The organism is Stenotrophomonas indicatrix (genome assembly GCF_002750975.1).
Lineage (GTDB): Bacteria > Pseudomonadota > Gammaproteobacteria > Xanthomonadales > Xanthomonadaceae > Stenotrophomonas > Stenotrophomonas indicatrix.
In genome coordinates, this window is the sequence record NZ_PEJS01000001.1 from 3,158,113 (window position 1) to 3,184,251 (window position 26,139).

Here is a 26,139-nt window from a genome sequence, read left to right on the forward strand (position 1 = left end):
TGCGCCGGGCCACGCCCGGCGGCGCTTAATCGAGGAAGCGCGCCGCCTGTTCCGGCGTCGGCAGGAAGCAGGCGTCATGGCGCCCGAACCAGCGATAGCGGTTGCGTGCCAGCACGCGGTAGGCGCCATCGCGCCAGCGGCGTGGCAGCACGCGCAGTACGGCCGCCAGGCGCCAGCCACCACCCAGTGCCGCCAGCACGCGCAGGATCGCATCGGTATCGGTCCACGCGCCCTGCCCGTCCAACAGCAGGAACGAGGTCGGGTCGTGCGCGTCCAGGCCGTGCGCGCGCAACATCGCGCTGCCCTGCGCGCCCTGCATCGCCGCGAAGCGAAAGCGTTCCTGCCGGTCGAACCGCAGCAGGAAACGCACCCAGCGGCTGCACAACGCGCAGACGCCATCGAAGACGATCACGCCGCCAGGCTCTACACCCGCAGCGCGATCACCGCGCATCAGTCCATCCACACCAGCGTCGCCATCCGGCCAGTGCGGCGGTCGCGACGGTGCGAGTACAGATCCGCATCGGCCATGGTCGAGACCGTGCCGCCGTGGATGTTGCCCAGCTCCATGCCCGCGGCCTGCAGGCGCTGTCGCGCCAGCGCGAACAGATCCACTTTCCAGTGACCGGGGCGGGTCGCCACGAAGGCCGCCGCAGCGGCCGCGTCGTGTCCGACGAAGGCGTGGTACACCTCTTCGCCGATCTCGTAGTCGGCCGGTCCCGCTGCCGGGCCCAGCCACGCGCGCAGCTGCGCCGGTGGCGTCTGCATGGCGGCCACGGTGGCCTCCAGCATGCCGTCGGCCAGGCCACGCCAACCTGCATGGGCGGCCCCCACCTCGCTGCCATCGACAGCGGCGAACACCACCGGCAGGCAGTCCGCGGTGAGGATCGCCAGCACAACCCCGGGCACCGAGGTCACCGCGGCATCGGCCACCGGTTCGCTGGCGCCCTCCACCGGCGGCGCGCCGAAACGCAGCACGGTGCTGCTGTGCACCTGGCGCAGCCAATGCGGCGCCGATGGCAGTGCCAGGCCCTGCTGCAGCAGCTGCCGGTTGTGCTCGACGTTGGCTGGGGTGTCACCGTCGGCCGCATGCCGGTTGCCCAGGTTGAACTGGGCGAACGGCGCTGGCGAGATACCCGCGCCATGCCGGCGCGTGGTCAGTGCATGCACGCCCGGGGGCGCCGGCCAATCAGCCTGCAGCAGCGGCAGCGCGGTAGTCATTACCAGCGGTCCCGCTCGCGCTCGGCGAAGGCCGCGCTGTCTTCGCGCAGCACCTTCATCAGGTGCAGCATGTCGGCCGGCGCCGGCGCGGTGTTGCGCACCGGCTCACCACTGATCGGATGCACGAACTCCAGGGTCTCTGCATGCAGGGCCTGGCGCTTGAAGCCGCGCAGCGCGGCCACCAGCTCGTCGCTGGCCCCCTTGGGCAGCTTCAGCGCACCGCCGTACAGCTGATCGCCCACGATCGGGTGCCGCAGGTGCGCCATGTGCACGCGGATCTGGTGGGTACGCCCGGTTTCCAGGCGGCATTCCAGCGCGGTATGCGCACGGAAGCGCTCGCGCAGGCGGTAATGGGTCACCGCTTCCTTGCCATCCTCGCGCACGCCCATCTTCAGGCGGTCGCGCGGGTGGCGATCGATCGGCGCATCTGCGGTACCACCGGCCACCAGCGCGCCCATCACCACGGCCAGGTACTGGCGGTGCACGTCACGGGCGGCCAGCTGCTCGACCAGTGCGGTCTGCGCTTCCAGCGTGCGGGCCACGACCATCACGCCGCTGGTGTCCTTGTCCAGGCGATGCACGATGCCCGCGCGCGGCAGCACCGCCACCGACGGGTCGCGGTACAGCAGCGCATTGACCAGGGTACCGCTGTGGTTGCCGGCACCGGGGTGCACGACCAGGCCGACCGGCTTGTTGATCACCAGCAGGTGCTCGTCCTCGAACAGCACGTCCAGCGGGATGTCTTCCGGCTCGGCGCTGGTCTGGGTTTCCAGCACCACCTGCAGGGTGACCACCTCGCCGCCGCGCAGTGCGTCGCGCGGGCGTGCCTGCGCGCCGTCCAGCAGGACGTCGCCGGCCTTGATCCACTCGGTCAGGCGGGAACGGGAATATTCGGGGAACAGCTCGGCCACGACCGCGTCGAAACGACGGCCGGCGGAGGTGTCGGGGACAACGGCCTGGCGGGCCGATTCGGAGGGTTGTTCAGACATGGCAGGGGGCATCTTTGAAATTTTGGGGTCCCGGCGAACCGGTTTCAGTCGCTGGACAGGACACTAGGCTATCATCGACCCTTCGTATTCCAGCCGCGTCCCGCATTGACCCCATGATCCGACGCTCCGTCCTGCTCTCCGCGCCCGTCCGCCTGACCGCCCTCCTGCTGGTGCTGGTCATCGTCGCCACTGGCTGCAACCGCGGCACCAAGGGCGATCGCCCTGATGAAGGCACCCCGGTCGAACAGCTCTACGAAAAGAGCCACAAGCTGATGCAAGGCGGCAACTGGAGCGGCGCCGAAGCCAGCTTCCGTCGCCTGGTGGCACAGTATCCCTACGGCCCGTACACCGAGCAGGCGATGATCGAATCGGCCTACGCCCAGTACAAGGCCGGCAAGCACGATGACGCGGTGTCCAGCATCGACCGCTTCATCCGTACCTACCCGACCCACCGCAACATCGCGTACCTGTACTACCTGCGCGGCCTGGCCAATTCCAATCGCAATACGGTATTCCTGCGTCGCGTATGGTCGCTGGACGCAAGCCGCCGCGATCTGTCCACGCCGCACCAGGCGTATTCAGACTTCAACATCGTGGTCGACCGCTACCCCAACAGCCGCTACGCCGCCGATGCGCGCCAGCGGATGCTGGTGCTGCGTGACGTATTCGCCCAGCACGAGCTCGACAATGCCCTGTACTACGTGCGTCGCGGCGCCTGGGTCTCGGCTGCCGGCCGCGCCAACTACCTGCTGGAAAACTACCCGCAGAGCGCATTCCAGAACGATGCCGTGGCGGTGCTGGCCGAGTCCTACACCCACCTGGGCAACAAGACCCTGGCCGACGACGCCCGCCGCGTCCTGCAGCTGAACCAGCCGGACCACCCGTGGCTGGAAGGCAAGTGGCCGAAGTACCCGTGGATGATCCGCAAGCTGAACCCGTTTGCCGGCGAAAAGTCCGCCGCCACCGGCCAGCGCAACGCGCGACTGGAAAAGAAGTAAGAAAAGAGGCCCCGCACGGGGCCTTTTTTTTTGCCTGGCGTCACCGCTAGGAATGCTACGAACCGGCGATCATTGCGACTTCCATCGCAGTCGGCGCGGAGCGCAGCTCCCAGAATGCGGCGCAAAGGCCATCCCGGCCTGCATGGAGCGCCACATGTCCTCACCGTCCCTGCGGTTCCGACTCCGCCCGACCCTGCTGGTCACTGCCCTGCTTGCGCTGGCCGCCAGTCCCCTTGTCGCGCTGGCGGCGGAGCCGGGTGACCTGCTCTCGGCCGCGCCCTACCGCGCCAGCTGGGTGCCCTCCAAGGCCGCCCAGGCCTACAAGCTGGCCTACCGCACCCCCGATCATCACGGACGCCTGGCCGAGGCGACGGGGCTGGTCTATCTGCCCGCAGGGCCTGCGCCAGCAGGTGGCTGGCCGGTCGTATCCTGGGCCCACGGCACCCAGGGCATCGCCGACCACTGCGCGCCTTCGGTATCCGGCCCCTATCAGCCCGAGCGCGATGGCCGCTTCCTCGACCAGTTCCTGGCACAGGGCTATGCCGTTCTCGCCGCCGACTACCAAGGCCTGGGCAGCCCGGGTGACCACGCCTACCTGCACGTGCGCACCTCCGCGCGCAACGCCATCGATCTCATCAAGGCCAGCCGCCATTTCCTCGGCAATGCCACGCTGTCACCGCGTTGGGTATCGGTGGGCCATTCGCAGGGCGGCGCTGCCGCGCTCACTGCCGGCCATCTGGCACCGTCCTATGGACCCTCGCTGCAGTACCGCGGCAGCTTCACCACCGGCACACCCACGGCCGTCGAACTGACCGCGCTGGTGATGAAGCCGGACAGCCGCACGCCGAATCCGGGCGCGCTCAATGCCTATCACGCCTACCTCCTCGATGGCCTGCTGCAGGTGGAGCCGCGTATCGCACGCGTACTCAGCGATGAAGGCCATGCACGGGTCGCGCTGGCGCGCCAGCAGTGCCTGGGCCCGCTGGCGGCCACCCTGGAAGGGGCGAACACGGGAGAAATGTTCAGCGCACCGTTGACCTCGGTGCCGGGCATCTGGGCGCTGCTGCATGACTATCTGGGCGTGCCACGGCGGGGCTTCAGCCAGCCGTTGATGCTGGGCCACGGCAGCGAGGATCGCGACGTGCCCTATCTCACCACCCTGCTGTATGCCGTCGGTCTGGCCCTGCGCGGCGAACCGGTGGCATTCCGCCGATACCCGGTCGACCATCGCGGCACGCTGGACGCAGCGGCGGCCGATGGCCTGGCATTCGTGCGTGCGCGGCTGGGGGACAGCCAATTTGACGAGGCCGCCGAAACCGCCGGCCTGGAGCAGCTGCTCAACGAAGCCCGGTAGATCCACGCCGTGCATCGATGGGCGATACACCCGGTTGCCGGCCAGCGGCCGGCACTACCGATGGATCCATCGAACATTGGTAGCGCCGGGCCATGCCCGGCGACCGGCCCTCAGCTCTTGTAGCCGTTGCTGATCGGGTAGCGGCGCTCACGCCCGAACGCGCGGCGCGAGACCTTCGGGCCCGGCGCGGCCTGGTGCCGCTTCCACTCGCTGATCCGCACCAGCCGCAGCACACGATCCACCACCGCCGCGTCATAGCCTGCAGCGACGATCTCCGTGCGCGACTGCTCCTGGTCGATGTAGCGGTACAGGATGCCGTCCAGCACGTCGTAGGCCGGCAGTGAATCCTGGTCGGTCTGGTTTTCGCGCAGTTCGGCCGAGGGCGGGCGGCTGATCACCGCCGGCGGGATCACCGGCGCACCGCCAACGGTGTTGCGCCACTTGGACAGGCCGAACACCTCGGTCTTGTACAGGTCCTTCAGCGGCGCGTAACCCCCGCACATGTCGCCATAGATGGTGGCGTAGCCGACCGCGTACTCGCTCTTGTTGCCGGTGGTCAGCAGCAGGCCACCGAACTTGTTGGCCAGTGCCATCAGGATCACGCCACGGCTGCGCGACTGCAGGTTCTCCTCGGTCACATCCGGCGTGGTGCCCTCGAACATCGGTGCCAGCGCCTGCATCAGGCCCTGGAACGCCGGCTCGATGGAAACGGCTTCCAGCTTCACGCCCAGCGCCTGGCACTGCTCGGCGGCCAGGTCGTTGGACATGCCGGCGGTATAGCGCGACGGCAGGCGCACCGCCGTCACGTTCTCCGCGCCCAGTGCATCGACCGCCATGGCCAGCACGATCGCCGAGTCGATGCCACCGGACAGACCCAGCCACACCTTCTTGAAACCGTTCTTGCTGCAGTAGTCCTGGATGCCGCGGGTCACCGCGCGCCACGCCAGCGCATCCATGCTCTCGTCGCCGTCGTCCATCCATACCTGCGGCAGGAAGCGGCGGGTAGCGCCGTCGTAGTCCACCACCAGCCACTGGTCGACGAAGGCCGCCGCGGCCGGGTGCACTGTGCCATCGCCATCGGCCACCACCGATGCACCATCGAACACCAGCGCGTCCTGGCCGCCCACCACGTTGAGGTAAGCGATGGCCGCGCCGCTTTCGCGGGTGCGTGCAGCCAGCACGGCGTCACGCTGGGCATGCTTGCCGCGCTCGTACGGCGAGGCATTGGGCACCACCACCAGCTGCGCGCCGGCACGCACCGTATCGGCCAGCGGCTCGGCGAACCACAGGTCCTCGCAGATCAGCAGGCCGACCGGGATGCCGTCGACCTCGAACACGCAGCTGCCACCGTCCGGGTCGACATCAAAGTAGCGGCGCTCGTCGAACACCGCGTAATTGGGCAGTTCGCGCTTGCGGTAGGTCTGCTCCACCAGGCCATCGCGCAGCACGCTGGCCGCGTTGTAGACCACCGCACCGGCCGCCTGCGGCCAACCGACCACGGCGGTGATGCCACGGCACGCAGCAGCAATGCGGATCATCGCCTGCTCGCACTCGTACAGGAAGCCCGGGCGCAGCAGCAGGTCCTCCGGCGGATAGCCGCTGACTGCCAGCTCGGGGAACATCACCAGCCCGGCGCCGTACTCATCGCGCGCCTGGCCGATCATCTCGATGATGCGCTCGGTGTTGCCGGCGACATCGCCAACCGGGAAGTCGAACTGCGCCATCGCGATGCGGATCGAAGCCATGAGGGTCCAGCCTGTGGTTGCAATGCGCACATTGTAGCGCCGCGACATGCGCTCGCCGGGCATGGCCCGGCGCTACCGCGTGGACCATTCTGGTAGCGCCGGGCCATGCCCGGCGGATGCCCAGACGCAGAAAGGCCGCCCTGAGGCGGCCTTTCTGTTTCAAGCAGCCGGCCAACGGCCCGGCTCTACAAACACGTAGCCGCTGCGCGGCTGCGGTCTTATTTCACCAGCTTGGCGATGGCAGCGCCCAGGTCGCCCGGCGAACGCACGGTGACGACGCCAGCAGCTTCCATGGCAGCAAACTTGCCTTCGGCAGTGCCCTTGCCGCCCGATGCAATCGCACCGGCATGGCCCATGCGCTTGCCGGCCGGAGCCGAAGCACCCGCGATGAAACCGACGACCGGCTTCTTCACGTGGTTCTTGATGTACTCGGCACCGGCTTCTTCAGCGTCGCCGCCGATTTCGCCGACCATGATGATGCCTTCGGTCTGCGGGTCTTCGTTGAACAGCTTCAGGCAGTCGACGAAGTTCAGGCCGTTGATCGGGTCACCACCGATGCCGATGCAGGTGGACTGGCCCAGGCCGACTTCGGTGGTCTGCTTGACCGCTTCATAGGTCAGGGTGCCCGAACGCGACACGATGCCGATCTTGCCCGGCTTGTGGATGTGGCCCGGCATGATGCCGATCTTGCACTCACCCGGGGTGATGACGCCCGGGCAGTTCGGCCCGATCAGCACGGTGTCCGGATGCGAACGGGTCAGCACGTTCTTGACGCGCAGCATGTCCAGCACCGGAATGCCTTCGGTGATGCAGACGATGACCTTGATGCCGGCAGCAGCGGCTTCCAGGATCGCGTCAGCCGCGTACGGCGGCGGCACGTAGATGACCGAAGCGTTGGCGCCGGTGCTCTGCACGGCGTCGGCAACGGTGTTGAAGACCGGCAGGTCGATATGGGTGGTACCACCCTTGCCCGGGGTCACGCCGCCAACAACCTGGGTGCCGTACTCGATCATCTGAGTGGCGTGGAAGGTGCCCTGCTGGCCGGTGAAGCCCTGCACGATCACCTTGGTGTTCTTATTGATCAAAACTGACATTGGATTTCCTTCGGTGTCGGATCAGGCGGCGTTCTTGACAGCTTCGACGACCTTCTTGGCACCGTCGTTGATGTTGTCGGCCGGGATGATGGCCATGCCGCTGTCACGCAGCAGCTGCTTGCCTTCTTCCACGTTGGTGCCTTCCAGACGCACCACGACCGGAACCTTGACGCCCACTTCCTTCACGGCGGCAATGATGCCTTCGGCAATCATGTCGCAGCGGACGATGCCGCCGAAGATGTTGACGAAGATGCCTTCGACCTTGTCCGAGGACAGGATCAGCTTGAACGCTTCGATGACGCGCTGCTTGTTGGCGCCGCCGCCCACGTCCAGGAAGTTCGCCGGCTCGCCGCCGTTGAGCTTGATGACGTCCATGGTGGCCATGGCCAGGCCTGCGCCGTTGACCATGCAGCCGATGTTGCCGTCCATGGTGACGTAGTTGATGTCCAGCTCCGAAGCGATCACTTCGGTCGGATCTTCCTGGGTCTTGTCGCGCATGGCGACCAGGGCCTTCTGGCGGAACGCGGCGTTGTCGTCGCTGTCGAACTTACCGTCCAGCGCGTACAGGTTGCCGTCGTCCAGGATGGCCAGCGGGTTGATTTCAACCAGCGCCAGGTCCTTTTCGTTGAACAGGCGGTACAGGTTCACCATGATATTGGCGAACTGGCCGGCCTGCTTGGCGGTCAGGCCCAGCTTGAAGCCGAAATCACGACCGTGGTAACCCTGCACGCCTTCGACGAAGTCGACGTTCAGCGAGTGGATCAGCTCCGGGGTTTCAGCGGCGACCTGCTCGATCTCCACGCCGCCTTCCGAAGAAGCGATGTAGGTGATGGTCTTGGTGCCACGGTCAACCAGCACCGACAGGTACAGTTCCTTGACGATCTCGCCAGCGGTGGTCACCAGCACCAGGTTGACCGGCAGTTCAACGCCAGCGGTCTGGTAGGTGGCCATCTTGGTGCCGAGCATCTTGGCCGCAGCGGCCTTCACGTCGTCGGTGGTCTTGCAGAACTTGACGCCGCCAGCCTTGCCGCGGCCGCCAGCGTGGATCTGCGCCTTGACCATCCAGGGGCCCTGGCCCAGGGAGTTGGCAGCGGCAACAGCTTCGTCCGGGGTCGCAGCGACCTTGCCGGCCGGGACCGGGATGCCGTACTCGGCAAGCAGTTGTTTTGACTGGTATTCGTGGAAATTCATGCGTCACCGTGGGAATAGGAACGACCGCACGCAATTCCTCAGGGCCCCGGCGGGGCGCCGGCATGGACCGCGGCGGGCCCACTATTGTGGCCGAGCCGGCGCCGGGGCGCAAAGAAGTATGGACAAAAGGCCGGAACCGGCCAGATTTCCATGGTCATTCAGGCAGTTGCGGCACGGGCTGGATCACGCCGCAAACGCCCGCCCCGGCCGACTGCGCAGCCCAGCCCGGTACAGGCGCCCTATACTGGCCCCGTAAATTCGACCCACGGTGCCGGCAACCGGGCAGCGAGCAGATCCGACGATCGGGGGACGTCGGGCAGGTTCGGCCCACCGCCGTCATGACCCAGTTCCAGGCAGCCAGAAGGGGAGTTCCGGCGTGTCACCCAGTGCTTCATTGATCGACCGCATCGAATCGATACCGCGGCGCGAGCTGTATTTCTTCGCCCTGTACCGGGTGCTGATCGCCTCGGTCATCGCCGCCCTGCTGTACAGCCCGTTGTCGGCCATGGTCGGCGAAGCCCACCACCCGCGTCTGGCCTATTCGGTCGGCGCCACCTATCTGCTGCTGTCCCTGTTGTGGTTGGTGATCGGCCGCAACGAACGCTGGCTGCGGCCGATCGTGGTTGGCGGCGTGCTGCTGGACATCGTCGCCGCCAGCCTGCTGGCGCATGCCCTGCCCGGCGCCAGCGCCGGCATCTCGATGTCGCTGCTGTTCAACATCGCCGCCGCCGCCACCCTGCTGCCGCTCAGCTGGGGCCTGGTGCTGGCGCTGGCCGCCAGCGTCGCCACCGCTGCCGAATACCTGTGGAAGGTGCTGGAAGGCGGCGACCCCACCCGCACCCTGGCCGAACTGGCGATGTTCGCCACCAGCTACCTGGCCCTGGCCTTCATCAGCTACCAGGTCGGCAACCGTGCACGCCGCAACCAGCAGCTGGCCAACCAGCGTGGCGACGAAGTGGCCAATCTGTTCCAGATCAACGAACTGATCATCCGCCGCATGCGCACCGGCGTGGTGGTGGTGGACGCGGACAACCGCATCACCCTGGCCAACGAAGCTGCCTCGATCCTGCTGGGCGACCGCGATGGCAACAGTGATTCGGGCCGCCTCGACCTGGCCAGTGTCGCCCCCGAACTTGCCCGGCGCCTGCAACGCTGGCGCAACGGCTGGGCACAGGATGAAATGCCGCTGCAGCTCAACCCCGACCAGCCGGAAGTGCAGCCACGCTTCGCCCGCCTGCTGGCCGGCAGCGACCTGGTGCTGGTGTTCCTGGACGACTCCAGCGTGGTCTCGCGCCGCGCCGAATCGCTCACCCTGTCGGCGATGGGGCGCTTCTCGGCCAGCCTCGCGCACGAGATCCGCAACCCGCTGGCGGCCATCAACTACGCCGTGCAGCTGCTGGAGGAAGGCACCGGCTTCAACGAAAGCGACCGTCGCCTGCTGCAGATCATCCACCAGCAGTGCCAGCGCACCAACGGCATCGTTGAAAGCGTGCTGGGCCTGGCCCGACGCGAACGCGCCAACCCGGAAAATGTCGACCTGGCCGCCTTCGTGCGCCGCTTCGTGCTGGAGTACAAGCAGGGCCAGACGCTGGAAACCGACAGCATCGAGCCGATCATCAACGACACCTCGGTGCCGGCCCAGGTCGACCCGCGCCACCTGTACCAGGTGCTGACCGTGCTGGTGCACAACGCCCTCAAGTACGGCCGCATCGGCGAGCAGCCCGCGCGCGTGCGGCTGCGCGTGGCGCAGCACGAGCGAAGTGCGGTGATCGACGTGATGGACCGTGGCCCCGGCATCCCCGAGACCGTCGCCGCGCAGCTGTTCCGCCCCTTCTTCACCACCTCCGAGCACGGCACCGGCCTGGGCCTGTACATCGCCCGCGAGCTGTGCAGGGCCAACCAGGCGCGGCTGGATTACATCCCCGTCCCCGCCGGCGGCTCCTGCTTCCGCCTGGTACTGCCCGGCCCGCACACCCTGCTTCCGCACTGATTCCGTGCGTCAAACATTTGTCGCCTTCCACACCCTCGGCTATCTTTCCCACCCATGAACGAAACCCGCAGCGCCCTCGTCGTCGACGATGAACGCGATATCCGCGAACTGCTGGTGTTGACCCTCGGCCGCATGGGCCTGCGCATCAGCACCGCCGCCAACCTCGCCGAAGCCCGCGAACTGCTGGCCAGCAATCCCTATGACCTGTGCATCACCGACATGCGCCTGCCCGATGGCAATGGCATCGAACTGGTCAGCGAGATCGCCCAGCACTACCCGCGCACGCCGGTGGCGATGATCACCGCCTTCGGCAGCATGGACCTGGCCGTGGAAGCACTGAAAGCCGGTGCCTTCGATTTCGTCAGCAAGCCGGTGGACATCACCGTACTGCGCGGCCTGGTCAAGCATGCGCTGGAACTCAACAACGGCGAACGCCCCGTTGCCGGCCCCGCCGCCGAACAGGCCGCACGCCTGCTCGGCGAATCGCCGGCAATGGACGTGCTGCGCGCCACCATCGGCAAGGTTGCGCGCAGCCAGGCGCCGGTCTACATCCTGGGCGAATCCGGGGTGGGCAAGGAACTGGTTGCACGCACCATCCATGCACAGGGTGCACGCGCCGCTGGGCCGTTCGTGCCGGTCAACTGTGGCGCCATTCCCACCGAGTTGATGGAGAGCGAGTTCTTCGGCCACCGCAAGGGCAGCTTCACCGGCGCCCATGCCGACAAGCCGGGACTGTTCCAGGCCGCACACGGCGGCACCCTGTTCCTGGATGAAGTGGCCGAGCTGCCGCTGCAGATGCAGGTGAAGCTGCTGCGTGCGATCCAGGAAAAATCGGTGCGCGCGGTGGGCGCCCCCAGCGAAGAGCCGGTGGACGTGCGCATCCTCTCGGCCACCCACAAGGATCTGGCCGAGCTGGTCGAAGACGGGCGCTTCCGCCACGACCTCTACTACCGCATCAACGTCATCGAACTGCGCGTACCGCCGCTGCGCGAGCGTCGCCAGGACCTGCCCGCGCTGGCCGCGTCGATCCTGGCGCGGCTGGCCCGCAGCCACGGCCGCGCCACCCCGCTGCTGGCGCCGTCGGCGCTGGACGCGTTGGCCCAGTACGGCTTCCCCGGCAACGTACGCGAGCTGGAGAACATCCTGGAACGCGCGCTGGCACTGGCCGAGGAAGACCGTATCGGCGCCGACGACCTGCGCCTGCCGCAGCATGCGCCGCGCTCACCGGGCAGCGCTGCGCACGCCGAAGCCGTGGTGGATCTGCATCCGGGCAGTGCCGCCCTGCCCTCGTATATCGAGCAGCTCGAGCGCAGTGCGATCCAGCGCGCGCTGGAAGAAAACCGCTGGAACAAGACCCGCACCGCCGCGCAGCTGGGCATCACCTTCCGCGCGCTGCGCTACAAGCTGAAGAAGCTGGGGATGGAATAAGGCGGGGCACCCCGTGGTGGTGCCGGCCGCTGGCCGGCAACCTCGTGCACCGCGCCATCCACGCACGGCGTGGATCAACCGGCCGTTCTGCGTCGAAATGGTAGTGCCGGCCGCTGGCCGGCAACCTCATGTACCGCGTCATCCACGCATGGCGTGGATCTACTGGTTACCCAATCCACGCATGGCGTGGATCTACGGCATCAATCCTTGGTGACGCGATTGATCTCGGCCAGGCTGGTCACACCCGCGGCCGCCTTCTTCAACGCCGACTGCCGCAGGTCATTCACACCGATCGCCTGCGCGGCCTCGGCAATCTGCAGCGCATTGCCACCCGCCAGCACGATGGTCGCGATCTCGTCGGTCATCGGCATCACCTGGTAGAGGCCGGTACGGCCCTTGTAACCCTCGGTGCATTCATCGCAGCCCACCGCCTCGTGCAACTGGATACCCGCGTCCAGCTGCGCCTGGGTGAAGCCCTCGGCCAGAAGGGCGTGTGCAGGCAGGTCGGCCGGCCGCTTGCAGTTCGAGCACAGGCGGCGTGCCAAGCGCTGGGCGATCACCAGCGTCACCGAGCTGGTGATGTTGTACGGCGCGATGCCCATGTTCATCAGGCGCGCGATGGTCTGCGGCGCATCGTTGGTATGCAGCGTGGACAGCACCATGTGACCGGTCTGCGCAGCCTTGATCGCAATTTCCGCCGTTTCCAGATCGCGGATTTCGCCGACCATGATGATGTCCGGATCCTGTCGCAGGAACGAGCGCAGCGCTGCGGCAAAGGTCATGCCGCGCTTGTTGTTCTGCTGCACCTGGTTGACGCCGGGTAGGCGGATTTCCACCGGATCCTCGGCGGTGGAGATGTTGCGGGTCTCGTCGTTGAGGATGCCCAGTGCGGTATACAGGGACACCGTCTTGCCTGAACCGGTCGGGCCGGTCACCAGTACCATGCCGTAAGGCTTGTGGATCGCCTCCAGGAACAGCTTCTGCTGGTCCGGCTCGTAACCCAGCTTGTCGATGCCCAGCTTGGCCGCGCTGCCATCGAGGATACGCAGCACCACCTTCTCGCCGAACAGCGTCGGCAGGGTGCTGACACGGAAGTCGATCTGCTTGGTCTTGGAAAGATTGAGCTTGATGCGGCCATCCTGCGGCACGCGCTTTTCAGCGATATCCAGCTGCGCCATCACCTTCAGGCGCGCGGCAATGCGCTGGTTGAGCTTGTTCGGCGCACGCGCGACCATTTTCAACAGGCCATCGATGCGCAGGCGCACGCGGTAGTCGTCTTCGTAAGGCTCGAAGTGGATGTCCGACGCGCCCTTGCGGATCGCGTCGACCAACACCTTATTCACGAACTTGACCACCGGGGTGTCGTCGCCCTTGGCGTCGATACCGCTGTCGGTGCTGGTCATGTCGTCGTCGCCACCGCCAACATCGAGGTTGGCCATGCCGTCATCGTCGCCACCCAGCGCATCGCCCATCGTGTCGTGGCTGGCATGCCACTGCTCCAACGTGCGGCGGATCTGGTCCTCGTCCACCAGGATCGGCTCAACCACCAAATTGGTGTGGAACTTGATCTCGTCCAGCGAGTGGGTGGGGTTGCTGGTGCCGACGAACAACTTGCCGCCGCGTTTGAACAGCGGCAGCACGTTGTGCTTGCGCAGCAGCTCTTCGCTGACCAGGTTCATCGCATTCTGGCTGCTGTCGAACGTGGACACGTCGAACAGCGGCATGCCGAATTCGACCGCGTTGGCGGCAGCGAGCTGCGAGGCGCTGACCAGCTTGTTCTGCGCGAACCACGTCGGCAGGGGCTGGCGAGCGGCGGCCGCCTTGGCCATGGCATCACGGGCAGCGACTTCGTCCAGCGCGCCGTCCTGGACGAGGCGGCGGGCCAAGCCGGTGATGCCGACGAGATTGGCGGTGGTAACGGCGTTCATAGAAATCCTTGGCTCATGGGTCTGGCAGCGCGGTGCGCCCTCCAAGGGCACCACACGGGGCAGCAGAACCTGCCGCGAGCATCGGCCAGCGGCATCGCCAATCCATGAGCAACGCTGCCTTGCCCGGCGTTGCCGGCCCGGCAGGCTCGATCCTGACTCCCCCGGGGATGATAGCCCCGTCAAGGGTCGCCCAACATCCCATTGCCGGCTGAAATGTGATCAGCAGCCCGTTGGGCGATAGCGTGCTTCAAAGGCGCTGCCGTCGCAGCTCCAGATGCCCTCGGCGGAGCGGCGCAGGATCAGGTCCTTGCCTTCCAGGGCACTGTGGCCCTTCAGGGTGCAGCTGATATGGCCGACACCTGATTCGCTGAGTTCGGCCTCGACTACCGAGCAGTGGGCGTTCTGAGAACCGCCGATGAGTTCCGGCGTGACTTCACTGACAGATCGTCCTTGATACACGACGATTTCCACCAGCGTCTTGCCGGGGCTGATATCGGCCAACGCGGCGGTCAATTGGGTGCGGATGATGTACGGCTGGAACGCCACCATCGCGATCGCAGCCAGGATAGCGATGATGGCCACCACGATCATCAGTTCGATGAGCGTGAAGCCTTTTTGCGTATTCATGACTCCCCCTGTTTTATCCAGCAATCCCCATTGCTGCGTGCCGACCGGTTCTCATGCATCAGTCAGCACAAGGCCCGCCGAAGCGGGCCTTGTGTGTAACAACTGGAGTCGCCCAGATTCAGATGCGACGTACCCCAATCAAAAATCGATCAGCTGCAGCCCTTGGGCTTGAACTTGTCGTCAACACCAGTGGTGACACAGCTGAAGCCACCAGCAACTGCGGTTGCACCCGAGCCAGATGCTTCGGCGTAGTTCAGGGCGATCGTCGAAGAAGTGCCGATACGACCCGGGTCGCGGATGGTGCAGGTCATACCGGCCGTTGCAACGGCAATCGTCGAGCAAGCACCGGTTTCGGCAGCCTGGAAGCCAGCGTTGGCCACGGTCGGGGTGCCACCGTCGCTGATGACCATCTCGAACTGGGTCTTGTGCGAGGCCAGGTCAGCCAGAGCGGCAGTGACCTTCGACTTCGAGGTGTAGTCCTGGTAAGCCGGCAGTGCAATGGCGGCCAGGATCGCGATGATCGCAACAACGATCATCAGTTCGATAAGGGTGAAGCCCTTCTGGTTCTTCATAGTCGTACATCCCCAAGATAGTGGTGGTTGAGTCAGTGCACAGGATCGGTCCGACCTTCGGCCGGCTGAGCGGGTCCTGCACCTGCGGGTGGATCAACGCAGGTTGCGTGCCAACCCCGGCACGCCTCCCCCTGGATTTCCCCGCGCCCATGATGGCAGCAATTTCGTGGATGGGAACCCCCCGTATTCGAATCTGCGATGGACGCGGCAATGTGACGCAGTGCGTCACCTTTGGTCGGCGGCCGGCACGAAATTGCATTCCGGCCCGCTCGGCAACTGCCCAGACGGCAATGAACCCGCTACCATCGGCAACTGGATGCCCGTCTGGGGATGGCGGGCCGGGGAGCCAACATGTCTGTCAGTCGCAGTGCGATCAAGAAGGAACCGGTGGCGCGCGCCACCATGGAGCTGCAGCCGTTTGTCTGGGAGGGGACCGACAAGCGGGGCGTGAAGATGAAGGGCGAGCAGTTGGCCAAGAATGCCAACCTGCTGAGGGCCGAACTCCGTCGCCAGGGCATCAACCCAGGCACGGTAAAAACGAAGCCCAAACCGTTGTTCGGTGCTGCCGGAAAGCCAATCAAACCGCGGGACATCGCCTTCTTCAGCCGGCAGATGGCCACGATGATGAAGTCCGGCGTACCGATCGTGTCGGCCCTGGAGATCATCGGCAGCGGGCACAAGAACCCGCGCATGAAGAAGATGGTGGACACCATCCGCACCGATATCGAGGGCGGTTCCTCGATGTACGAAGCGGTCAGCAAGCATCCGGTGCAGTTCGACGAGCTCTATCGCAACCTGGTGCGAGCCGGCGAAGGCGCCGGCGTGCTGGAAACCGTGCTGGACACGGTGGCCACCTACAAAGAGAACATCGAGGCGCTGAAGGGCAAGATCAAGAAGGCGCTGTTCTACCCGATCATGGTGGTGGTGGTGGCCATGCTGGTCAGCGGCATCATGTTGGTATTCGTGGTGCCACAGTTCGAGGATGTGTTCAAGAGTTTCGGCGCCGATCTGCCGGCGTTCACCCAGATGGTGGTGAACCTGTCGCGGTTCATGGTGTCGTGGTGGTGGCTGATGCTGATTGTTGCGATCGGAACGGCGGTCGGCGCGGTCATGGCCTACAAGCGATCGCCAAAGATGCAGCACGCCATGGATCGGTTCGTGTTGAAGGTGCCGGTGATCGGCCAGATCATGCACAACAGCGCCATCGCCCGTTTCTCCCGTACCACCGCTGTGACGTTCAAGGCGGGCGTGCCGCTGGTGGAGGCACTCGGCATCGTGGCGGGCGCCACCGGCAACACGGTGTATGAAGAGGCGGTGCTGCGGATGCGCGATGACGTGTCTGTCGGCTACCCGGTCAACGTTTCCATGAAGCAGACCAACCTGTTCCCGCACATGGTCATCCAGATGACCGGCATCGGCGAAGAGGCCGGCGCCCTGGATGCCATGCTGTTCAAGGTGGCCGAGTACTACGAGCAGGAAGTCAACAATTCGGTGGATGCCCTGAGCAGCCTGCTGGAACCGATGATCATGGTGTTCATTGGTACCATTGTTGGCGGCATGGTGATTGCCATGTACCTTCCCATCTTCAAGCTCGGCGCCGTCGTCGGATAAAACATACATGGCATTTCTCGACCAGCATCCCGGCCTCGGCTATCCCGCCGCGGCCGGCCTGGGACTGCTTCTGGGCAGCTTCCTGAACGTCGTCATCCTGCGCCTGCCCAAGCGGCTGGAATGGCAGTGGAAGCGCGATGCGCGCGAGGTTCTGGAGGAGCCGGACTTCTACGAGCCGCCCCCGCCGGGCATCGTGGTGGAGCCTTCGCACTGCCCCCACTGCAAGCACAAGCTGGCCTGGTACGAGAACATCCCGCTGTTCAGCTGGATGATCCAGGGCGGCAAGTGCCGCCACTGCAAGGCGCCCATCTCCATCCAGTACCCGCTGGTGGAGGCCCTGACCGCGGTGATGGTGCTGGCCTGTGTGTGGCAGTTCGGCTTCGGCTGGCAGGGCTTCGGTGCGATCGTGCTGACCTGCTTCCTGATCGCCCTGTCCGGCATCGACCTGCGCACCCAACTGCTCCCGGACCAATTGACTCTGCCGCTGATGTGGCTGGGGTTGATCGGCAGCATCGACAACCTGTACATGCCGGCCAAACCGGCCCTGCTCGGCGCCCTGCTGGGCTACCTGTCGCTGTGGTCGGTGTGGTGGCTGTTCAAGCAGCTGACCGGCAAGGAAGGCATGGGCCACGGCGACTTCAAGCTGCTGGCCGCGCTGGGCGCCTGGTGCGGGATGAAGGGCATCCTGCCGATCATCCTGATGTCGTCGGTGCTGGGCGCCCTCATCGGCTCGATCTGGCTGTACAGCCGTGGCCGTGACCGGGCGACACCGATTCCGTTCGGCCCCTACCTGGCACTGGCCGGCTGGCTGTTCTTCATGTGGGGCGAGCCGCTGTTGAACCAGTATCTGGTGATGAGCGGGCTGCGCTGAGGGGAGTCCCCATGAGCCAGTATGTGGTGGGCCTGACCGGCGGCATCGCCTCGGGCAAGAGTGAGGTAACCCGGCGCTTCGAGACGCTGGGAATTGGTGTTGCCGACGCCGACCTGGCCGCGCGCGCGGTGGTGGCGGTGGGCAGCCCTGCCCTCGCCCTGGTTGCCGAGCGCTTCGGTGCAGACATGCTGCTCGCCGACGGCGCCCTGGACCGGGCGCGCCTGCGTGCCCACATCTTTGCCGACCCGGCCGAGCGGACTGCGCTGGAAGCGATCACCCACCCGGCCATCCGCCGGCTGATGCAGCAGCAGTGCGAGCAGGCCGCCAGCCCCTATGCGCTGGCGGCGATCCCGCTGCTGACCGAAGTGGGCGGTCGCCAGGCCTATCCGTGGCTGGACCGGGTGCTGCTGGTAGATGCCCCGGAAGCCGTGCAGCACGCCCGGCTGATGCAGCGCGACGGCATCGACGCCGCGCTGGCTGACCAGATGATCGCCGCCCAGGCCACCCGCGCGCAGCGCCTCGCGCTGGCTGATGATGTGGTCGTCAATGATGGCCATCCGGATGACCTGCAGGCGCAGGTCGAGCGGTTGCATGCGCGGTATCTGGCGTTGGCGGCCGGATAACCCTGCAGGTCCATCGGCACCGCGCGAACGGGCATCCACGCATGCGTTGATCTACTCCAGCTGCTGGCGGGCGTAGCGGGCCAGTTCGCGGGCGGCCAGCAACAGACCTTCCACTACATCCGGCGGCAGTTGCTGGCCCGCGCTGCCCTGCACGCGTGCCGCTTCGGCGGCGTGCAGCATCTGGATCAGCGCATTCAGACCGGCCAGGGTACGGCTGAGGCTGGCCAGGGTTACGGCCTGCGACGGACTGAGACCGGTGCCCTTCCGCGTCTGGCCATCGGCGTTGTCGCGGCCATCCATGCGTGCCATCAGCGCGGGCAGCAGGTCGCTGGGTTCGGCCAGTACGTCTTCGATGCGTTCGGCGATGTCGGCCGGCAACTGATCGGCGGATTCGCCAACCAGGCGGCGCAGGTTCGGATAGGTGGTGCGTGCAGACATGGCAATGCTCCTCGCAGACGGCAAGGCCACCCGCGGATGCGGGGTGGCGGACGGTGCGGGTTGGCGTACCGGAGACCCAACAACTCGAAAGCAAGGAAAAAGACTCCAGCGGACTCTTGCGAGTCCCCACGCACCGCCCGCCGAAGCAGAAGGCATGCGATGCATTTTCCACGATGGCCAAAGCGCATCTGGAGCTTTCAAGTTGTCGGGTTTATTCAGGACGCCAATCCCGGCCGGGGCGATGACCCCGACCGTGCCATCTCGCCAGCTGCATGCATTGCGGTCATGAGGCGAAAACGCCATGCGGCCAACCGTCTGCGGAACCGTGCGGTGTGACACGCGCAGGGCGCGGAATGCATCACGCAGGTGTCGTGCTGGACCAGAAACGCCGCGCCTTCGCGGAAGCTGCATTGGCGTTGCATGCGACATTTCGCGCCGAACGGGAGATTTTGACGACGGATGGATTCGTGCCGACCAAGGTCGGCACCCACCAAAGCAGCAGCCAGAAGGCGTTACAACGGCTTCGGCGAGAACGTCAGCGTGGCGATCACGCCACGGGCGCCGCCCGGGCGCACGCTCACCTGCCAGCCGTACAGATCGCACAGGCGGCTGACGATCGACAGGCCAATGCCACCGCCCTGCGAGTGACCGGCATGGGTACCGCGGTAGCCGCGCTGGAACAGCTTGGCGGCATCTTCCTCGCTCAGGCCTGGCCCGCTGTCGGTCACCGACACAGCGTTGGTGCCCACATGTACGCGCACCTCGCCATCCTGCGAATACTTCACCGCATTGCCGATCAGGTTGCCCAGCGCCACCGACAACGCCGCTTCGGGGGCATCGATGACCAGATCGCGTTCGCCATCCAGGTGCAGCTCCAGCGGCTTGCCACCCAACTGGGCGCGGTGCGCGTCCAGCAGCTGTTCGGCCACCCGGGCCACATTGCTGCTGCCCTGCCCGCGTTCGTTGCGCGACAGCAGCAGCAGCGCTCCGATCAGATCGCTGCACTGCTGCTCGGCACGCTGGATGCGCTGCAGGCGCTGCAGTACCTTTTCGTCCAGGCCGGGGCGGGTCAGCAGAAGCTCGGTGGCGCCACGGATCACCGCCAACGGCGTGCGCAGCTCGTGGCTGACATCGGCATTGAACTCACGGTCGCGCTGCACCACTTCGGTCAGCCGCGAGGAATAGTCATCCAACGCCTGTGCCAACTGGCCCACTTCGTCATCCGGGAAGCGCGGCGCCAACGGCTCGGGCTCACTGGTACCGCCACGGTACGCACGCAGGCGCGCGGCCAGATCCGAGACCGGCTTCATCACCTTGGAGGCCGACCACCAGCCCAGCACCAGCGACAGCAGGCTGAATACCAGCACCGACAGGAACAGCGCGCGGTTGAGCTGCTGCCCACCGCGGACGCTGTCGGTCATGTCGTAGGCCAGGAACGCCCAGGCATCGGGAGTCTTGCGCACGGCCAGCTTGTAGGAATAGCGCTCGCCGCGCTCGTCCACACCGCCCATGTTGTACAGGCCGTCCTTGAACTCGTACCAGTCCGGCTCCTCCTCGCGCAGGGCTTCGAACTTGTCCGGCTTGATCAGGCGCGCGCGCATCTGCTGCACCGGCAGGTCGGGGTTGCGGTCCGGGCTTTCGTAATAACGCCGCACGTACTCGCTGATGTTGCGGTTCATCACGTCTTCCACCAGCTGGTTTTCCACCCGCATGCGGGCCCAGTTGGTGGCGAACGCGAACAGTGTCGTCAGGCAGAAACCCAACAACACGAACGAGACGATGATGCGGCTGCGCAGGCGCCGCCGATAAGGCGTGCGCCGGCGCTCCCCCTTGCTTGCCACAGAATCAGGCTTCCGGCGTAGCGATGCGGTATCCGATGCCATGGCGGGTCTGGATCATCGGCACTTCAAAGGGCTTGTCCACCACGGCGCGCAGGCCGTGGATGTGCACGCGCAGCGAATCAGAGTCCGGCAGCTCTTCGCCCCAGACACGGGTTTCCAGTTCCTGCCGGGTGACCACGGCCGGGGCCGCTTCCATCAACGCCTGCAGGATCTTCAGTGCGGTCGGGTTGAGCTGCAGCAGCTTGCCCTGGCGGCGCACTTCCAGCGTGTCGAGGTTGTATTCCAGATCACCGGTTTCCAGCACACGGGTCTGCACGCCCTTGCCGCGACGCGACAGGGCGTTCAGACGCACTTCCACTTCCTGCAGCGCGAACGGCTTGATCAGGTAGTCGTCAGCACCGGAATCGAAGCCGGCCAGCTTGTTGTCCAGCGAATCGCGCGCGGTCAGCATCAGCACCGGGGTCTGCTTGCGCGCTTCATTGCGAAGCTTGCGGCAGACTTCGATGCCGTCCATGCCGGGCAGGTTGAGGTCCAGGACAATCGCGTCGAACTCGTGCACGACAGCCAGATGCAACCCGGTCACTCCGTCGGCAGCGAAGTCCACGGTGTGGCCCCGGTCCTCCAGGTAGTCGCCCAGATTGGCCGCAATGTCGCTGTTGTCTTCGATTACCAGGATTCTCACTGTCACCTCTAATTGACGAATTTACCGACGCGCTGGGCCTGGCCCATGTCGCGCTGTGCCTTGTCCTTCTGCCGAGCACGCTCGGCGACGGTCATGCATTGCGTGGACGACATGTTGGAACCAATGGTCTTCTCACGTCGGCATATTAGACGACTATCTTCACGCGCCTGTGTCAAAACGGTGTTCACGACCTGCTGATCGTTGAAGACCTCAGTTCGTACCGATTCAGGCATCGCGTCCTTGGTCGGGTACTGCTCGGCGGCGGCACGGATGCGAACCAGGGTCTCGCGGACCTTGCCGCGCTCTTCCTGACGCAGCTCGGAATAGGTTTCGCCATCGTTGAGCTCGATCTCGATGCGCTCTACCTGCTGCAGCAGCGGCTTGCCCGGCAGGAATACCTCTTCGGCACTCTTGGCCCCTGCCGAAGCAGCGACCAGGGCCAACGCCGAAACCAGAACCGCTGATATCACTGGATGCTTCATGACAAACGAATCCCTGTCTGAGGTGAACGCCGACTGTATGCGGATGCCCGCTCTGCCAGCAAGTGCTGGCCGGCAGGGTGCAGGCGGCCTTAAAGCTTGGAGTCCGGGTTCAAGTTGCTGTAGGTGCGCTGGTCGTTGAGCAGGGCCTTGCCCTTCTCTTCGATGCGGCGCCGTTCGGCCACGGTCATGCAACGGCTCTTGGGCATGTTGCTGCCCGTGGTGCGCTGGTACGAGCAGATCTGGCGGCTGTCGTCGTGGGCGCGCGTCAGGATGCTGTTGACCCGCTCCTGATCGTTGAAGACGTCGTTCTGCACCTGCGGCGGCAGCTCCTGGACGGTCTGCCGGTCGCCCATCCGCTGGGTGATCCGCGCCAATGCCTGCTGGACCTGACTGCGGTCCTCGGCGGAGATTTCGTTGTAGTCGCCCTGCCGCAGGGCTTTTTCGACCTGGCGGACCTGCTCGGCCACCGGGGTCTGGCGGTCCATCTGCACAGCCGCCTTTTCCGGCTTGGCCAGTGCAACGCCAGGCAGGCACAGCAACAGCACGATCATCGTGGTGCGGTACATCGCCAACCTCCCGATCCTTCGGAACGAAGGCCCAACTCTACGAGTGTCCCCACGTGCCCACAAGGGCCCCTTGGCAGGGGGACACAGGGCATAAAAAAGACCCAGGCGGTGCACCCGCCTGGGCCTGAAGTTGTATCCCGATACCGATCCTGCTGAGAGGCAGAGCTGCGGTTCGTTGAAGGCTACGCCCGGGGCGATTAAAGCAGCGTTAAACCCGCCAACCCCGCCTGAACTTAATTTCAAATCGCTGAAATATCAGGGTTTTTTGATCTTCTCAACGTGTTCGATGATGCGTGCGGCCACATCCACCCCGCAGGCGGCCTCGATCCCTTCCAGGCCCGGGGTGGAGTTCACCTCCAGCACCAGCGGGCCGCGCTCGGAGCGGATCAGGTCCACCCCGCAGACGCCCAGTCCCAGCGCCTTGGCCGAACGCACCGCCACCTGCTGTTCGGCCCGGCTGGCCTTGGACGCCACCGCCGTGCCGCCGGCATGCAGGTTCGAGCGGAAATCCCCCTCCGGCGCCTGGCGCTGCATCGACGCCACCACCTGGTCGCCGACCACGAAGCAACGCAGGTCGGCGCCCTTGGCCTCGCCGATGAACTCCTGCATCAGGAAGTTGGCATACAGGCCACGCAGGGCTTCGACGAGGCCGCGCGAGGCGCTGGCCTTCTCGGTGAGGATCACGCCACGGCCCTGGGTGCCTTCATTGAGCTTCACCACATGCGGCGGTGGGCCGAGCATGGACAACAGGTCGACAGTGTCATCCGGGTTGTCACCGAAGACGGTAACCGGCATGTCGATGCCCTTGGCCGCCAGCAGCTGGTGCGCCCGCAGCTTGTCGCGCGAGCGCAGGATCGCGTCGGACGGATTGGGCGTGCGTGCGCCCATCAGTTCGAACTGGCGCAGCACGGCGGTGCCATAGCGGGTGACCGAAGCACCGATGCGCGGGATGACCGCATCCACGCCGGTCATCGGCCGCCCCTTGTAGTGCATGGAAAAGCCGTCCGCGGCGATGCGCATGTAGCAGCGCAGCGGATCCAGGATGCGCACGGTATGGCCGCGCGCGCGCGCGGCCTCGACCAGCCGACGGGTGGAGTACAGCCGGGTGTTGCGGGACAGGATGGCGAGCTTCATCGCAGTGGGATCGGTCGGCAGGCGCGCAGCATAGCGTTTCAGCGTTGCGTCTGGATGATGCTGCCCGGCCCGCGCGCAACCGCGCTGCCCAGCTCACTCCATGCCTGGCAACACCGGCGGACAGGTGCGTGCCGCTTCACCCAACGCGGCGATGCAGGCCATCTGGATGACCGACCCACTGAAGGCGTCCTGATAGATCTGCCCGATCAACCGCGCCGCCTCCGGGCCACCGGCACGCCCGAGTGCTCGAACCGCTTCGACCTGTTTGGCCGAGCCGATGCCGGCCGAAAGAAAGATCCTGTGCAGCCGTGTGACAACGTCATCCCTGCTTTCCACGCGCATGTTTCCACTTGAAAGGAGTCTGGACGCTAAACGGGCTGCCATCGGTGTGCCATGGGGATTGTTGAAAGCCGGTGCTTGTCAGCGACGTCACAGTTGCCTGCGCAGCAATGCCGGCGTCAGCCGGGTCATCTTCAGCGTCAGTTTGCGCAACGATGTCGCATTGGCATAACCGACCCGTTCTGCAACGTCATCGATGGACAGATCGGTCATCTCCAGCAGGCGCTGCGCCATGCGCATGCGCACCGCCTGCACCAACACGCGCGGCGAACTGCCGGTGACCCGGTGTACCCGTCGCGCCAGCGTGCGGGTGGTCAGATGCAGGCGTTGCGCGGCCTCTTCCATGCCCAGCGGATGCGGCAGGCTGGTTTCGATCAACGATTCAAAACGGCGCACGGTGTCATCGTCATGGTCGGCGCCCTGCCACGCCATGTAGCGCGCCTGCGTGCTACGGCTGTCGACCAGCAGGAAACGCATGACCGCTTCGGCCACCTCGCGGCCCGCGTACTGCCGTACCAGATGCAGCATCAGGTCCATCTGCGCCATCGCCGCGCCGGCGGTAGTGAGGCGGCCGTCTTCGACCACCATACAGGCCGGATCCAGCCGCGCGCGCGGGAAGCGACGACGCAGCAGGCTCGACAATGCCCAGTGGCTGGTGATGCGACGCCCATCCAGCAGCCCGGCCTCGCCCAGCACCAGCACGCCCGAGCAGCTGGCACAAGTACGCCCACCTCGGTCGTGGAACTGCCGGGCCAGCTGTGCCAACTGCTGCGCATCAACCATCGCCAGGCGACGCAGGGCGATGCCATCGGTGTAGCGCGCATCCAATCCGCAGGGCTCGTGTCCGTTGACGTCGAGCATGCCGTCCAGGCCGAGGCTGGGAATCACCAGTACGCCAGGGTCACCGTCGCCGATGCTCGACAGCGGATCCGCGCGCAGGGTCATGCCGTTGCTCAGGCGCAGCTGGCGGCGGCTGCCGACCACCCGCCATCGGAACGCCGGTCGGCCCAGCCGCTCGGCGGAGCGGTTGGCGAAGTCCAGTACGTCCAAGGTCGCTCCGACGCTGGCTGCAAGGGTGCCGTCGAGGACGGCGATCACGAACTCTGGCGTGTCCATTGCGGATTCTTTTTTGTCAATCAGGACACCTCGCAGTCTAGATCAGGACCGTTCTAATGAGGGACGGGCTGATCAAGGAGACGCCAGCAAATGTATTCCGGGCCACATGCCACCGCCTTGGCGTCAGCGCGCAGTGCGCTGCCCTCGCTGTGGCCCGCCTTCGCGCTGTGCCTGTCGATGGCGGTGGCCAACGGCCTCGGCCGCTTCGCCTACGCGCTGCTGCTGCCGGCCATGCGCGAAGACCTCCTCTGGAACTACGCGCAGGCCGGCTGGCTCAACACCGCCAATGCGCTGGGCTACGTGTTGGGGGCCGCATCGGCGTATGCCCTGCTGCACCGGGTCAGCGCACGTCGCCTGTTCCAGGTGGGGCTGGGTCTGTGCCTGTTCACTCTGGCCGCCACCGGCGCCAGTGGAGCGCTGCCATGGCTGAGCAGCCAGCGCGCGCTGAACGGCATCGGCGCGGCGTGGGTGTCGGCGTGCGGCAGCACCCTGGTGCTGCTGCATTACCGCCACGCACCGACGCGACGCGGCGCGGCCACCGGGCTGTTCTTTGGTGGTGCAGGCATCGGCATCGTCGCGGCCGGGCTGGCGGTGGCACCACTGCTGGCACTGCGCGGCCCTTCGGCATGGCCGCAGGCGTGGATGGCGCTGGGCGCGGTGGGCCTGCTCGCCTCACTGTGGCCATTGCGCCTGGCCGGCCAGGTGCAGGAAGCGGCAGCCACGGCCGAGGCGGATCGCAGCGGGCCACTCCCGCTGCGCCACCTCGGCGCCTGCCTGGCCGCGTATTTCTGCTGGGCCGGCGGCTACATCATCTACCTCACTTTCATCTTCGCCTGGTTGCGCGAACACGGCCTGTCCTGGCAATCAGGTGTGGCGGTGTGGAGCGTGCTCGGCATCGCCATCCTCGGCTCGGGCCTGCTGTGGCGCCGCGCGCTCGCGCACTGGCCCGGTGCTTACACGCTGTCGGTGTGCTGCGCCATTTCGCTGCTGGGTACGCTGGCGCCACTTCTGGGCAGCACCTCCAGCCTTTTCATTTCAGCGGCCGTGTTCGGATCCAGCGTGTTCATCGCTGCGGCCGCGATCGCGGTGCTGGTCCGGCAGAACCTGCCGGCAGCACGCATCGGTCGCGCGATGGCGCTGTTCAACTTGGCCTTCGCAGCAGGCCAGGCGATCGGTCCGGTCGCCGCCGGCGCGATAGCCGATCGCATCGGTCTTGATGGCGCGCTCTGGCTCAGCGCCGCGCTGCATCTGGCCGCCGTCCTGCTGCCGTGGACGGCACGCGCTCCACGACACGCCGCCTAG

25 protein-coding genes are annotated in these 26,139 nt (G+C 66.0%); 8 read left to right on the plus strand and 17 right to left on the minus strand.

All coding sequences use genetic code 11. The annotated features are described in order from the left end of the window. Window positions 1-25: 25 nt before the first annotated feature. From CR918_RS14565 to rluD, 3 genes are read right to left on the minus strand one after another with little or no spacing between them, the layout of a single operon-like run. On the minus strand, window positions 26-451 hold the full coding sequence (locus CR918_RS14565) for a thiol-disulfide oxidoreductase DCC family protein (protein ID WP_099843446.1): 426 nt from the start codon (window positions 449-451) through the stop codon (window positions 26-28). Further along, the gene (gene pgeF / locus CR918_RS14570; RefSeq protein WP_032975162.1) at window positions 451-1,218 is read right to left on the minus strand and encodes a peptidoglycan editing factor PgeF; all 768 of its coding nucleotides are present in this window, start codon (window positions 1,216-1,218) and stop codon (window positions 451-453) included. The genes CR918_RS14565 and pgeF overlap by 1 nt, the downstream gene beginning before the upstream one ends. Then, complete coding sequence (rluD, locus tag CR918_RS14575) at window positions 1,218-2,207, minus strand: 23S rRNA pseudouridine(1911/1915/1917) synthase RluD (RefSeq protein WP_080278287.1); 990 nt, start codon at window positions 2,205-2,207, stop codon at window positions 1,218-1,220. The genes pgeF and rluD overlap by 1 nt, the downstream gene beginning before the upstream one ends. Window positions 2,208-2,320: 113 nt before the next feature. On the opposite strand from rluD, the gene CR918_RS14580 reads away from it, so the two are divergent. Both CR918_RS14580 and CR918_RS14585 read left to right on the plus strand, forming a co-directional pair. Beyond that, entirely contained in the window at window positions 2,321-3,205 is an 885-nt protein-coding gene (locus CR918_RS14580; protein ID WP_032975164.1) for an outer membrane protein assembly factor BamD, read from the plus strand. A gap of 154 nt (window positions 3,206-3,359) precedes the next feature. After that, a complete protein-coding gene (locus CR918_RS14585; RefSeq protein ID WP_099843448.1) occupies window positions 3,360-4,559 on the plus strand; it encodes a lipase family protein in 1,200 nt (399 codons plus the stop codon). A gap of 110 nt (window positions 4,560-4,669) precedes the next feature. Here CR918_RS14585 and CR918_RS14590 read toward each other — a convergent pair whose 3' ends face one another. The 3 genes from CR918_RS14590 to sucC all read right to left on the minus strand — a co-directional run bounded on the left by CR918_RS14590 (window position 4,670) and on the right by sucC (window position 8,589). Continuing rightward, window positions 4,670-6,304 carry an NAD+ synthase gene (locus CR918_RS14590; protein ID WP_099786123.1) on the minus strand — a complete coding sequence of 545 codons (1,635 nt, stop codon included), beginning with the start codon at window positions 6,302-6,304 and terminating at the stop codon, window positions 4,670-4,672. A gap of 218 nt (window positions 6,305-6,522) precedes the next feature. Then, complete coding sequence (gene sucD / locus CR918_RS14595) at window positions 6,523-7,398, minus strand: succinate--CoA ligase subunit alpha (RefSeq protein WP_017356169.1); 876 nt, start codon at window positions 7,396-7,398, stop codon at window positions 6,523-6,525. Between the two features lie 21 nt (window positions 7,399-7,419). Beyond that, complete coding sequence (gene sucC / locus CR918_RS14600) at window positions 7,420-8,589, minus strand: ADP-forming succinate--CoA ligase subunit beta (protein ID WP_025874298.1); 1,170 nt, start codon at window positions 8,587-8,589, stop codon at window positions 7,420-7,422. 376 nt (window positions 8,590-8,965) lie between these two features. On the opposite strand from sucC, the gene CR918_RS14605 reads away from it, so the two are divergent. Both CR918_RS14605 and CR918_RS14610 read left to right on the plus strand, forming a co-directional pair. After that, the gene (locus CR918_RS14605) at window positions 8,966-10,579 is read left to right on the plus strand and encodes a sensor histidine kinase (RefSeq protein WP_099785194.1); all 1,614 of its coding nucleotides are present in this window, start codon (window positions 8,966-8,968) and stop codon (window positions 10,577-10,579) included. Between the two features lie 54 nt (window positions 10,580-10,633). After that, complete coding sequence (locus tag CR918_RS14610) at window positions 10,634-12,007, plus strand: sigma-54-dependent transcriptional regulator (protein ID WP_099843450.1); 1,374 nt, start codon at window positions 10,634-10,636, stop codon at window positions 12,005-12,007. Between the two features lie 200 nt (window positions 12,008-12,207). On the opposite strand, the gene pilB is transcribed toward CR918_RS14610, so the two are convergent. From pilB to CR918_RS14625, 3 genes are all read right to left on the minus strand, one after another. Beyond that, on the minus strand, window positions 12,208-13,935 hold the full coding sequence (gene pilB / locus CR918_RS14615) for a type IV-A pilus assembly ATPase PilB (protein ID WP_099843452.1): 1,728 nt from the start codon (window positions 13,933-13,935) through the stop codon (window positions 12,208-12,210). 219 nt (window positions 13,936-14,154) lie between these two features. Then, on the minus strand, window positions 14,155-14,562 hold the full coding sequence (locus CR918_RS14620) for a pilin (protein WP_080150564.1): 408 nt from the start codon (window positions 14,560-14,562) through the stop codon (window positions 14,155-14,157). A 149-nt stretch (window positions 14,563-14,711) separates the two neighbouring features. Further along, window positions 14,712-15,134 (minus strand): pilin, encoded by a 423-nt coding sequence (locus CR918_RS14625; RefSeq protein WP_099843454.1) that lies wholly within the window; start codon window positions 15,132-15,134, stop codon window positions 14,712-14,714. 351 nt (window positions 15,135-15,485) lie between these two features. Between CR918_RS14625 and CR918_RS14630 the strand changes: the two genes are divergently transcribed. The 3 genes from CR918_RS14630 to coaE are packed head-to-tail and all read left to right on the plus strand — an operon-like array spanning window position 15,486 to window position 18,239. Further along, window positions 15,486-16,745, plus strand: coding sequence for a type II secretion system F family protein (locus CR918_RS14630; protein WP_099843456.1), 1,260 nt, complete (start codon window positions 15,486-15,488; stop codon window positions 16,743-16,745). Between the two features lie 7 nt (window positions 16,746-16,752). Further along, window positions 16,753-17,616, plus strand: a complete 864-nt coding sequence (locus CR918_RS14635; RefSeq protein ID WP_025874291.1) for a prepilin peptidase — start codon at window positions 16,753-16,755, stop codon at window positions 17,614-17,616. A gap of 11 nt (window positions 17,617-17,627) precedes the next feature. Continuing rightward, window positions 17,628-18,239, plus strand: coding sequence for a dephospho-CoA kinase (gene coaE / locus CR918_RS14640; protein ID WP_099843458.1), 612 nt, complete (start codon window positions 17,628-17,630; stop codon window positions 18,237-18,239). A 51-nt stretch (window positions 18,240-18,290) separates the two neighbouring features. Here the strand turns inward: coaE and CR918_RS14645 are convergent, their stop codons facing one another. The 8 genes from CR918_RS14645 to CR918_RS14680 form a co-directional block, all read right to left on the minus strand. Next, a complete protein-coding gene (locus tag CR918_RS14645) occupies window positions 18,291-18,677 on the minus strand; it encodes a hypothetical protein (protein ID WP_025874288.1) in 387 nt (128 codons plus the stop codon). 512 nt (window positions 18,678-19,189) lie between these two features. Further along, window positions 19,190-20,560 (minus strand): sensor histidine kinase, encoded by a 1,371-nt coding sequence (locus tag CR918_RS14650; RefSeq protein ID WP_080150572.1) that lies wholly within the window; start codon window positions 20,558-20,560, stop codon window positions 19,190-19,192. Beyond that, the gene (locus tag CR918_RS14655) at window positions 20,523-21,200 is read right to left on the minus strand and encodes a response regulator transcription factor (RefSeq protein ID WP_025874286.1); all 678 of its coding nucleotides are present in this window, start codon (window positions 21,198-21,200) and stop codon (window positions 20,523-20,525) included. The genes CR918_RS14650 and CR918_RS14655 overlap by 38 nt, the downstream gene beginning before the upstream one ends. Before the next feature lie 8 nt (window positions 21,201-21,208). Then, window positions 21,209-21,682: a hypothetical protein gene (locus CR918_RS14660; protein WP_025874285.1), complete on the minus strand. Its 474-nt coding sequence runs from the start codon at window positions 21,680-21,682 to the stop codon at window positions 21,209-21,211. Between the two features lie 89 nt (window positions 21,683-21,771). Beyond that, entirely contained in the window at window positions 21,772-22,248 is a 477-nt protein-coding gene (locus tag CR918_RS14665) for a hypothetical protein (RefSeq protein WP_099843460.1), read from the minus strand. A 255-nt stretch (window positions 22,249-22,503) separates the two neighbouring features. Then, window positions 22,504-23,382 (minus strand): 30S ribosomal protein S6--L-glutamate ligase, encoded by an 879-nt coding sequence (rimK, locus tag CR918_RS14670; protein WP_099843462.1) that lies wholly within the window; start codon window positions 23,380-23,382, stop codon window positions 22,504-22,506. 93 nt (window positions 23,383-23,475) lie between these two features. Continuing rightward, a complete protein-coding gene (locus CR918_RS14675) occupies window positions 23,476-23,724 on the minus strand; it encodes a hypothetical protein (protein WP_223486525.1) in 249 nt (82 codons plus the stop codon). Between the two features lie 87 nt (window positions 23,725-23,811). After that, on the minus strand, window positions 23,812-24,837 hold the full coding sequence (locus CR918_RS14680; RefSeq protein WP_099843463.1) for a GlxA family transcriptional regulator: 1,026 nt from the start codon (window positions 24,835-24,837) through the stop codon (window positions 23,812-23,814). Window positions 24,838-24,927: 90 nt separating this feature from the next. Between CR918_RS14680 and CR918_RS14685 the strand changes: the two genes are divergently transcribed. Further along, a complete protein-coding gene (locus CR918_RS14685; protein WP_099843465.1) occupies window positions 24,928-26,139 on the plus strand; it encodes a YbfB/YjiJ family MFS transporter in 1,212 nt (403 codons plus the stop codon).

What these genes read in the sequence shown, in the direction of transcription:
- CR918_RS14565 (WP_099843446.1), bottom strand. Translation starts at nt 451, where the DNA reads ATGCGCGGTGATCGCGCTGCGGGTGTAGAGCCTGGCGGCGTGATCGTC.
- pgeF (WP_032975162.1), bottom strand. Translation starts at nt 1,218, where the DNA reads ATGACTACCGCGCTGCCGCTGCTGCAGGCTGATTGGCCGGCGCCCCCG.
- rluD (WP_080278287.1), bottom strand. Translation starts at nt 2,207, where the DNA reads ATGTCTGAACAACCCTCCGAATCGGCCCGCCAGGCCGTTGTCCCCGAC.
- CR918_RS14580 (WP_032975164.1), top strand. Translation starts at nt 2,321, where the DNA reads ATGATCCGACGCTCCGTCCTGCTCTCCGCGCCCGTCCGCCTGACCGCC.
- CR918_RS14585 (WP_099843448.1), top strand. Translation starts at nt 3,360, where the DNA reads ATGTCCTCACCGTCCCTGCGGTTCCGACTCCGCCCGACCCTGCTGGTC.
- CR918_RS14590 (WP_099786123.1), bottom strand. Translation starts at nt 6,304, where the DNA reads ATGGCTTCGATCCGCATCGCGATGGCGCAGTTCGACTTCCCGGTTGGC.
- sucD (WP_017356169.1), bottom strand. Translation starts at nt 7,398, where the DNA reads ATGTCAGTTTTGATCAATAAGAACACCAAGGTGATCGTGCAGGGCTTC.
- sucC (WP_025874298.1), bottom strand. Translation starts at nt 8,589, where the DNA reads ATGAATTTCCACGAATACCAGTCAAAACAACTGCTTGCCGAGTACGGC.
- CR918_RS14610 (WP_099843450.1), top strand. Translation starts at nt 10,634, where the DNA reads ATGAACGAAACCCGCAGCGCCCTCGTCGTCGACGATGAACGCGATATC.
- pilB (WP_099843452.1), bottom strand. Translation starts at nt 13,935, where the DNA reads ATGAACGCCGTTACCACCGCCAATCTCGTCGGCATCACCGGCTTGGCC.
- CR918_RS14620 (WP_080150564.1), bottom strand. Translation starts at nt 14,562, where the DNA reads ATGAATACGCAAAAAGGCTTCACGCTCATCGAACTGATGATCGTGGTG.
- CR918_RS14625 (WP_099843454.1), bottom strand. Translation starts at nt 15,134, where the DNA reads ATGAAGAACCAGAAGGGCTTCACCCTTATCGAACTGATGATCGTTGTT.
- CR918_RS14630 (WP_099843456.1), top strand. Translation starts at nt 15,486, where the DNA reads ATGTCTGTCAGTCGCAGTGCGATCAAGAAGGAACCGGTGGCGCGCGCC.
- CR918_RS14635 (WP_025874291.1), top strand. Translation starts at nt 16,753, where the DNA reads ATGGCATTTCTCGACCAGCATCCCGGCCTCGGCTATCCCGCCGCGGCC.
- coaE (WP_099843458.1), top strand. Translation starts at nt 17,628, where the DNA reads ATGAGCCAGTATGTGGTGGGCCTGACCGGCGGCATCGCCTCGGGCAAG.
- CR918_RS14645 (WP_025874288.1), bottom strand. Translation starts at nt 18,677, where the DNA reads ATGTCTGCACGCACCACCTATCCGAACCTGCGCCGCCTGGTTGGCGAA.
- CR918_RS14650 (WP_080150572.1), bottom strand. Translation starts at nt 20,560, where the DNA reads ATGGCATCGGATACCGCATCGCTACGCCGGAAGCCTGATTCTGTGGCA.
- CR918_RS14660 (WP_025874285.1), bottom strand. Translation starts at nt 21,682, where the DNA reads ATGAAGCATCCAGTGATATCAGCGGTTCTGGTTTCGGCGTTGGCCCTG.
- CR918_RS14665 (WP_099843460.1), bottom strand. Translation starts at nt 22,248, where the DNA reads ATGTACCGCACCACGATGATCGTGCTGTTGCTGTGCCTGCCTGGCGTT.
- rimK (WP_099843462.1), bottom strand. Translation starts at nt 23,382, where the DNA reads ATGAAGCTCGCCATCCTGTCCCGCAACACCCGGCTGTACTCCACCCGT.
- CR918_RS14675 (WP_223486525.1), bottom strand. Translation starts at nt 23,724, where the DNA reads ATGCGCGTGGAAAGCAGGGATGACGTTGTCACACGGCTGCACAGGATC.
- CR918_RS14680 (WP_099843463.1), bottom strand. Translation starts at nt 24,837, where the DNA reads ATGGACACGCCAGAGTTCGTGATCGCCGTCCTCGACGGCACCCTTGCA.
- CR918_RS14685 (WP_099843465.1), top strand. Translation starts at nt 24,928, where the DNA reads ATGTATTCCGGGCCACATGCCACCGCCTTGGCGTCAGCGCGCAGTGCG.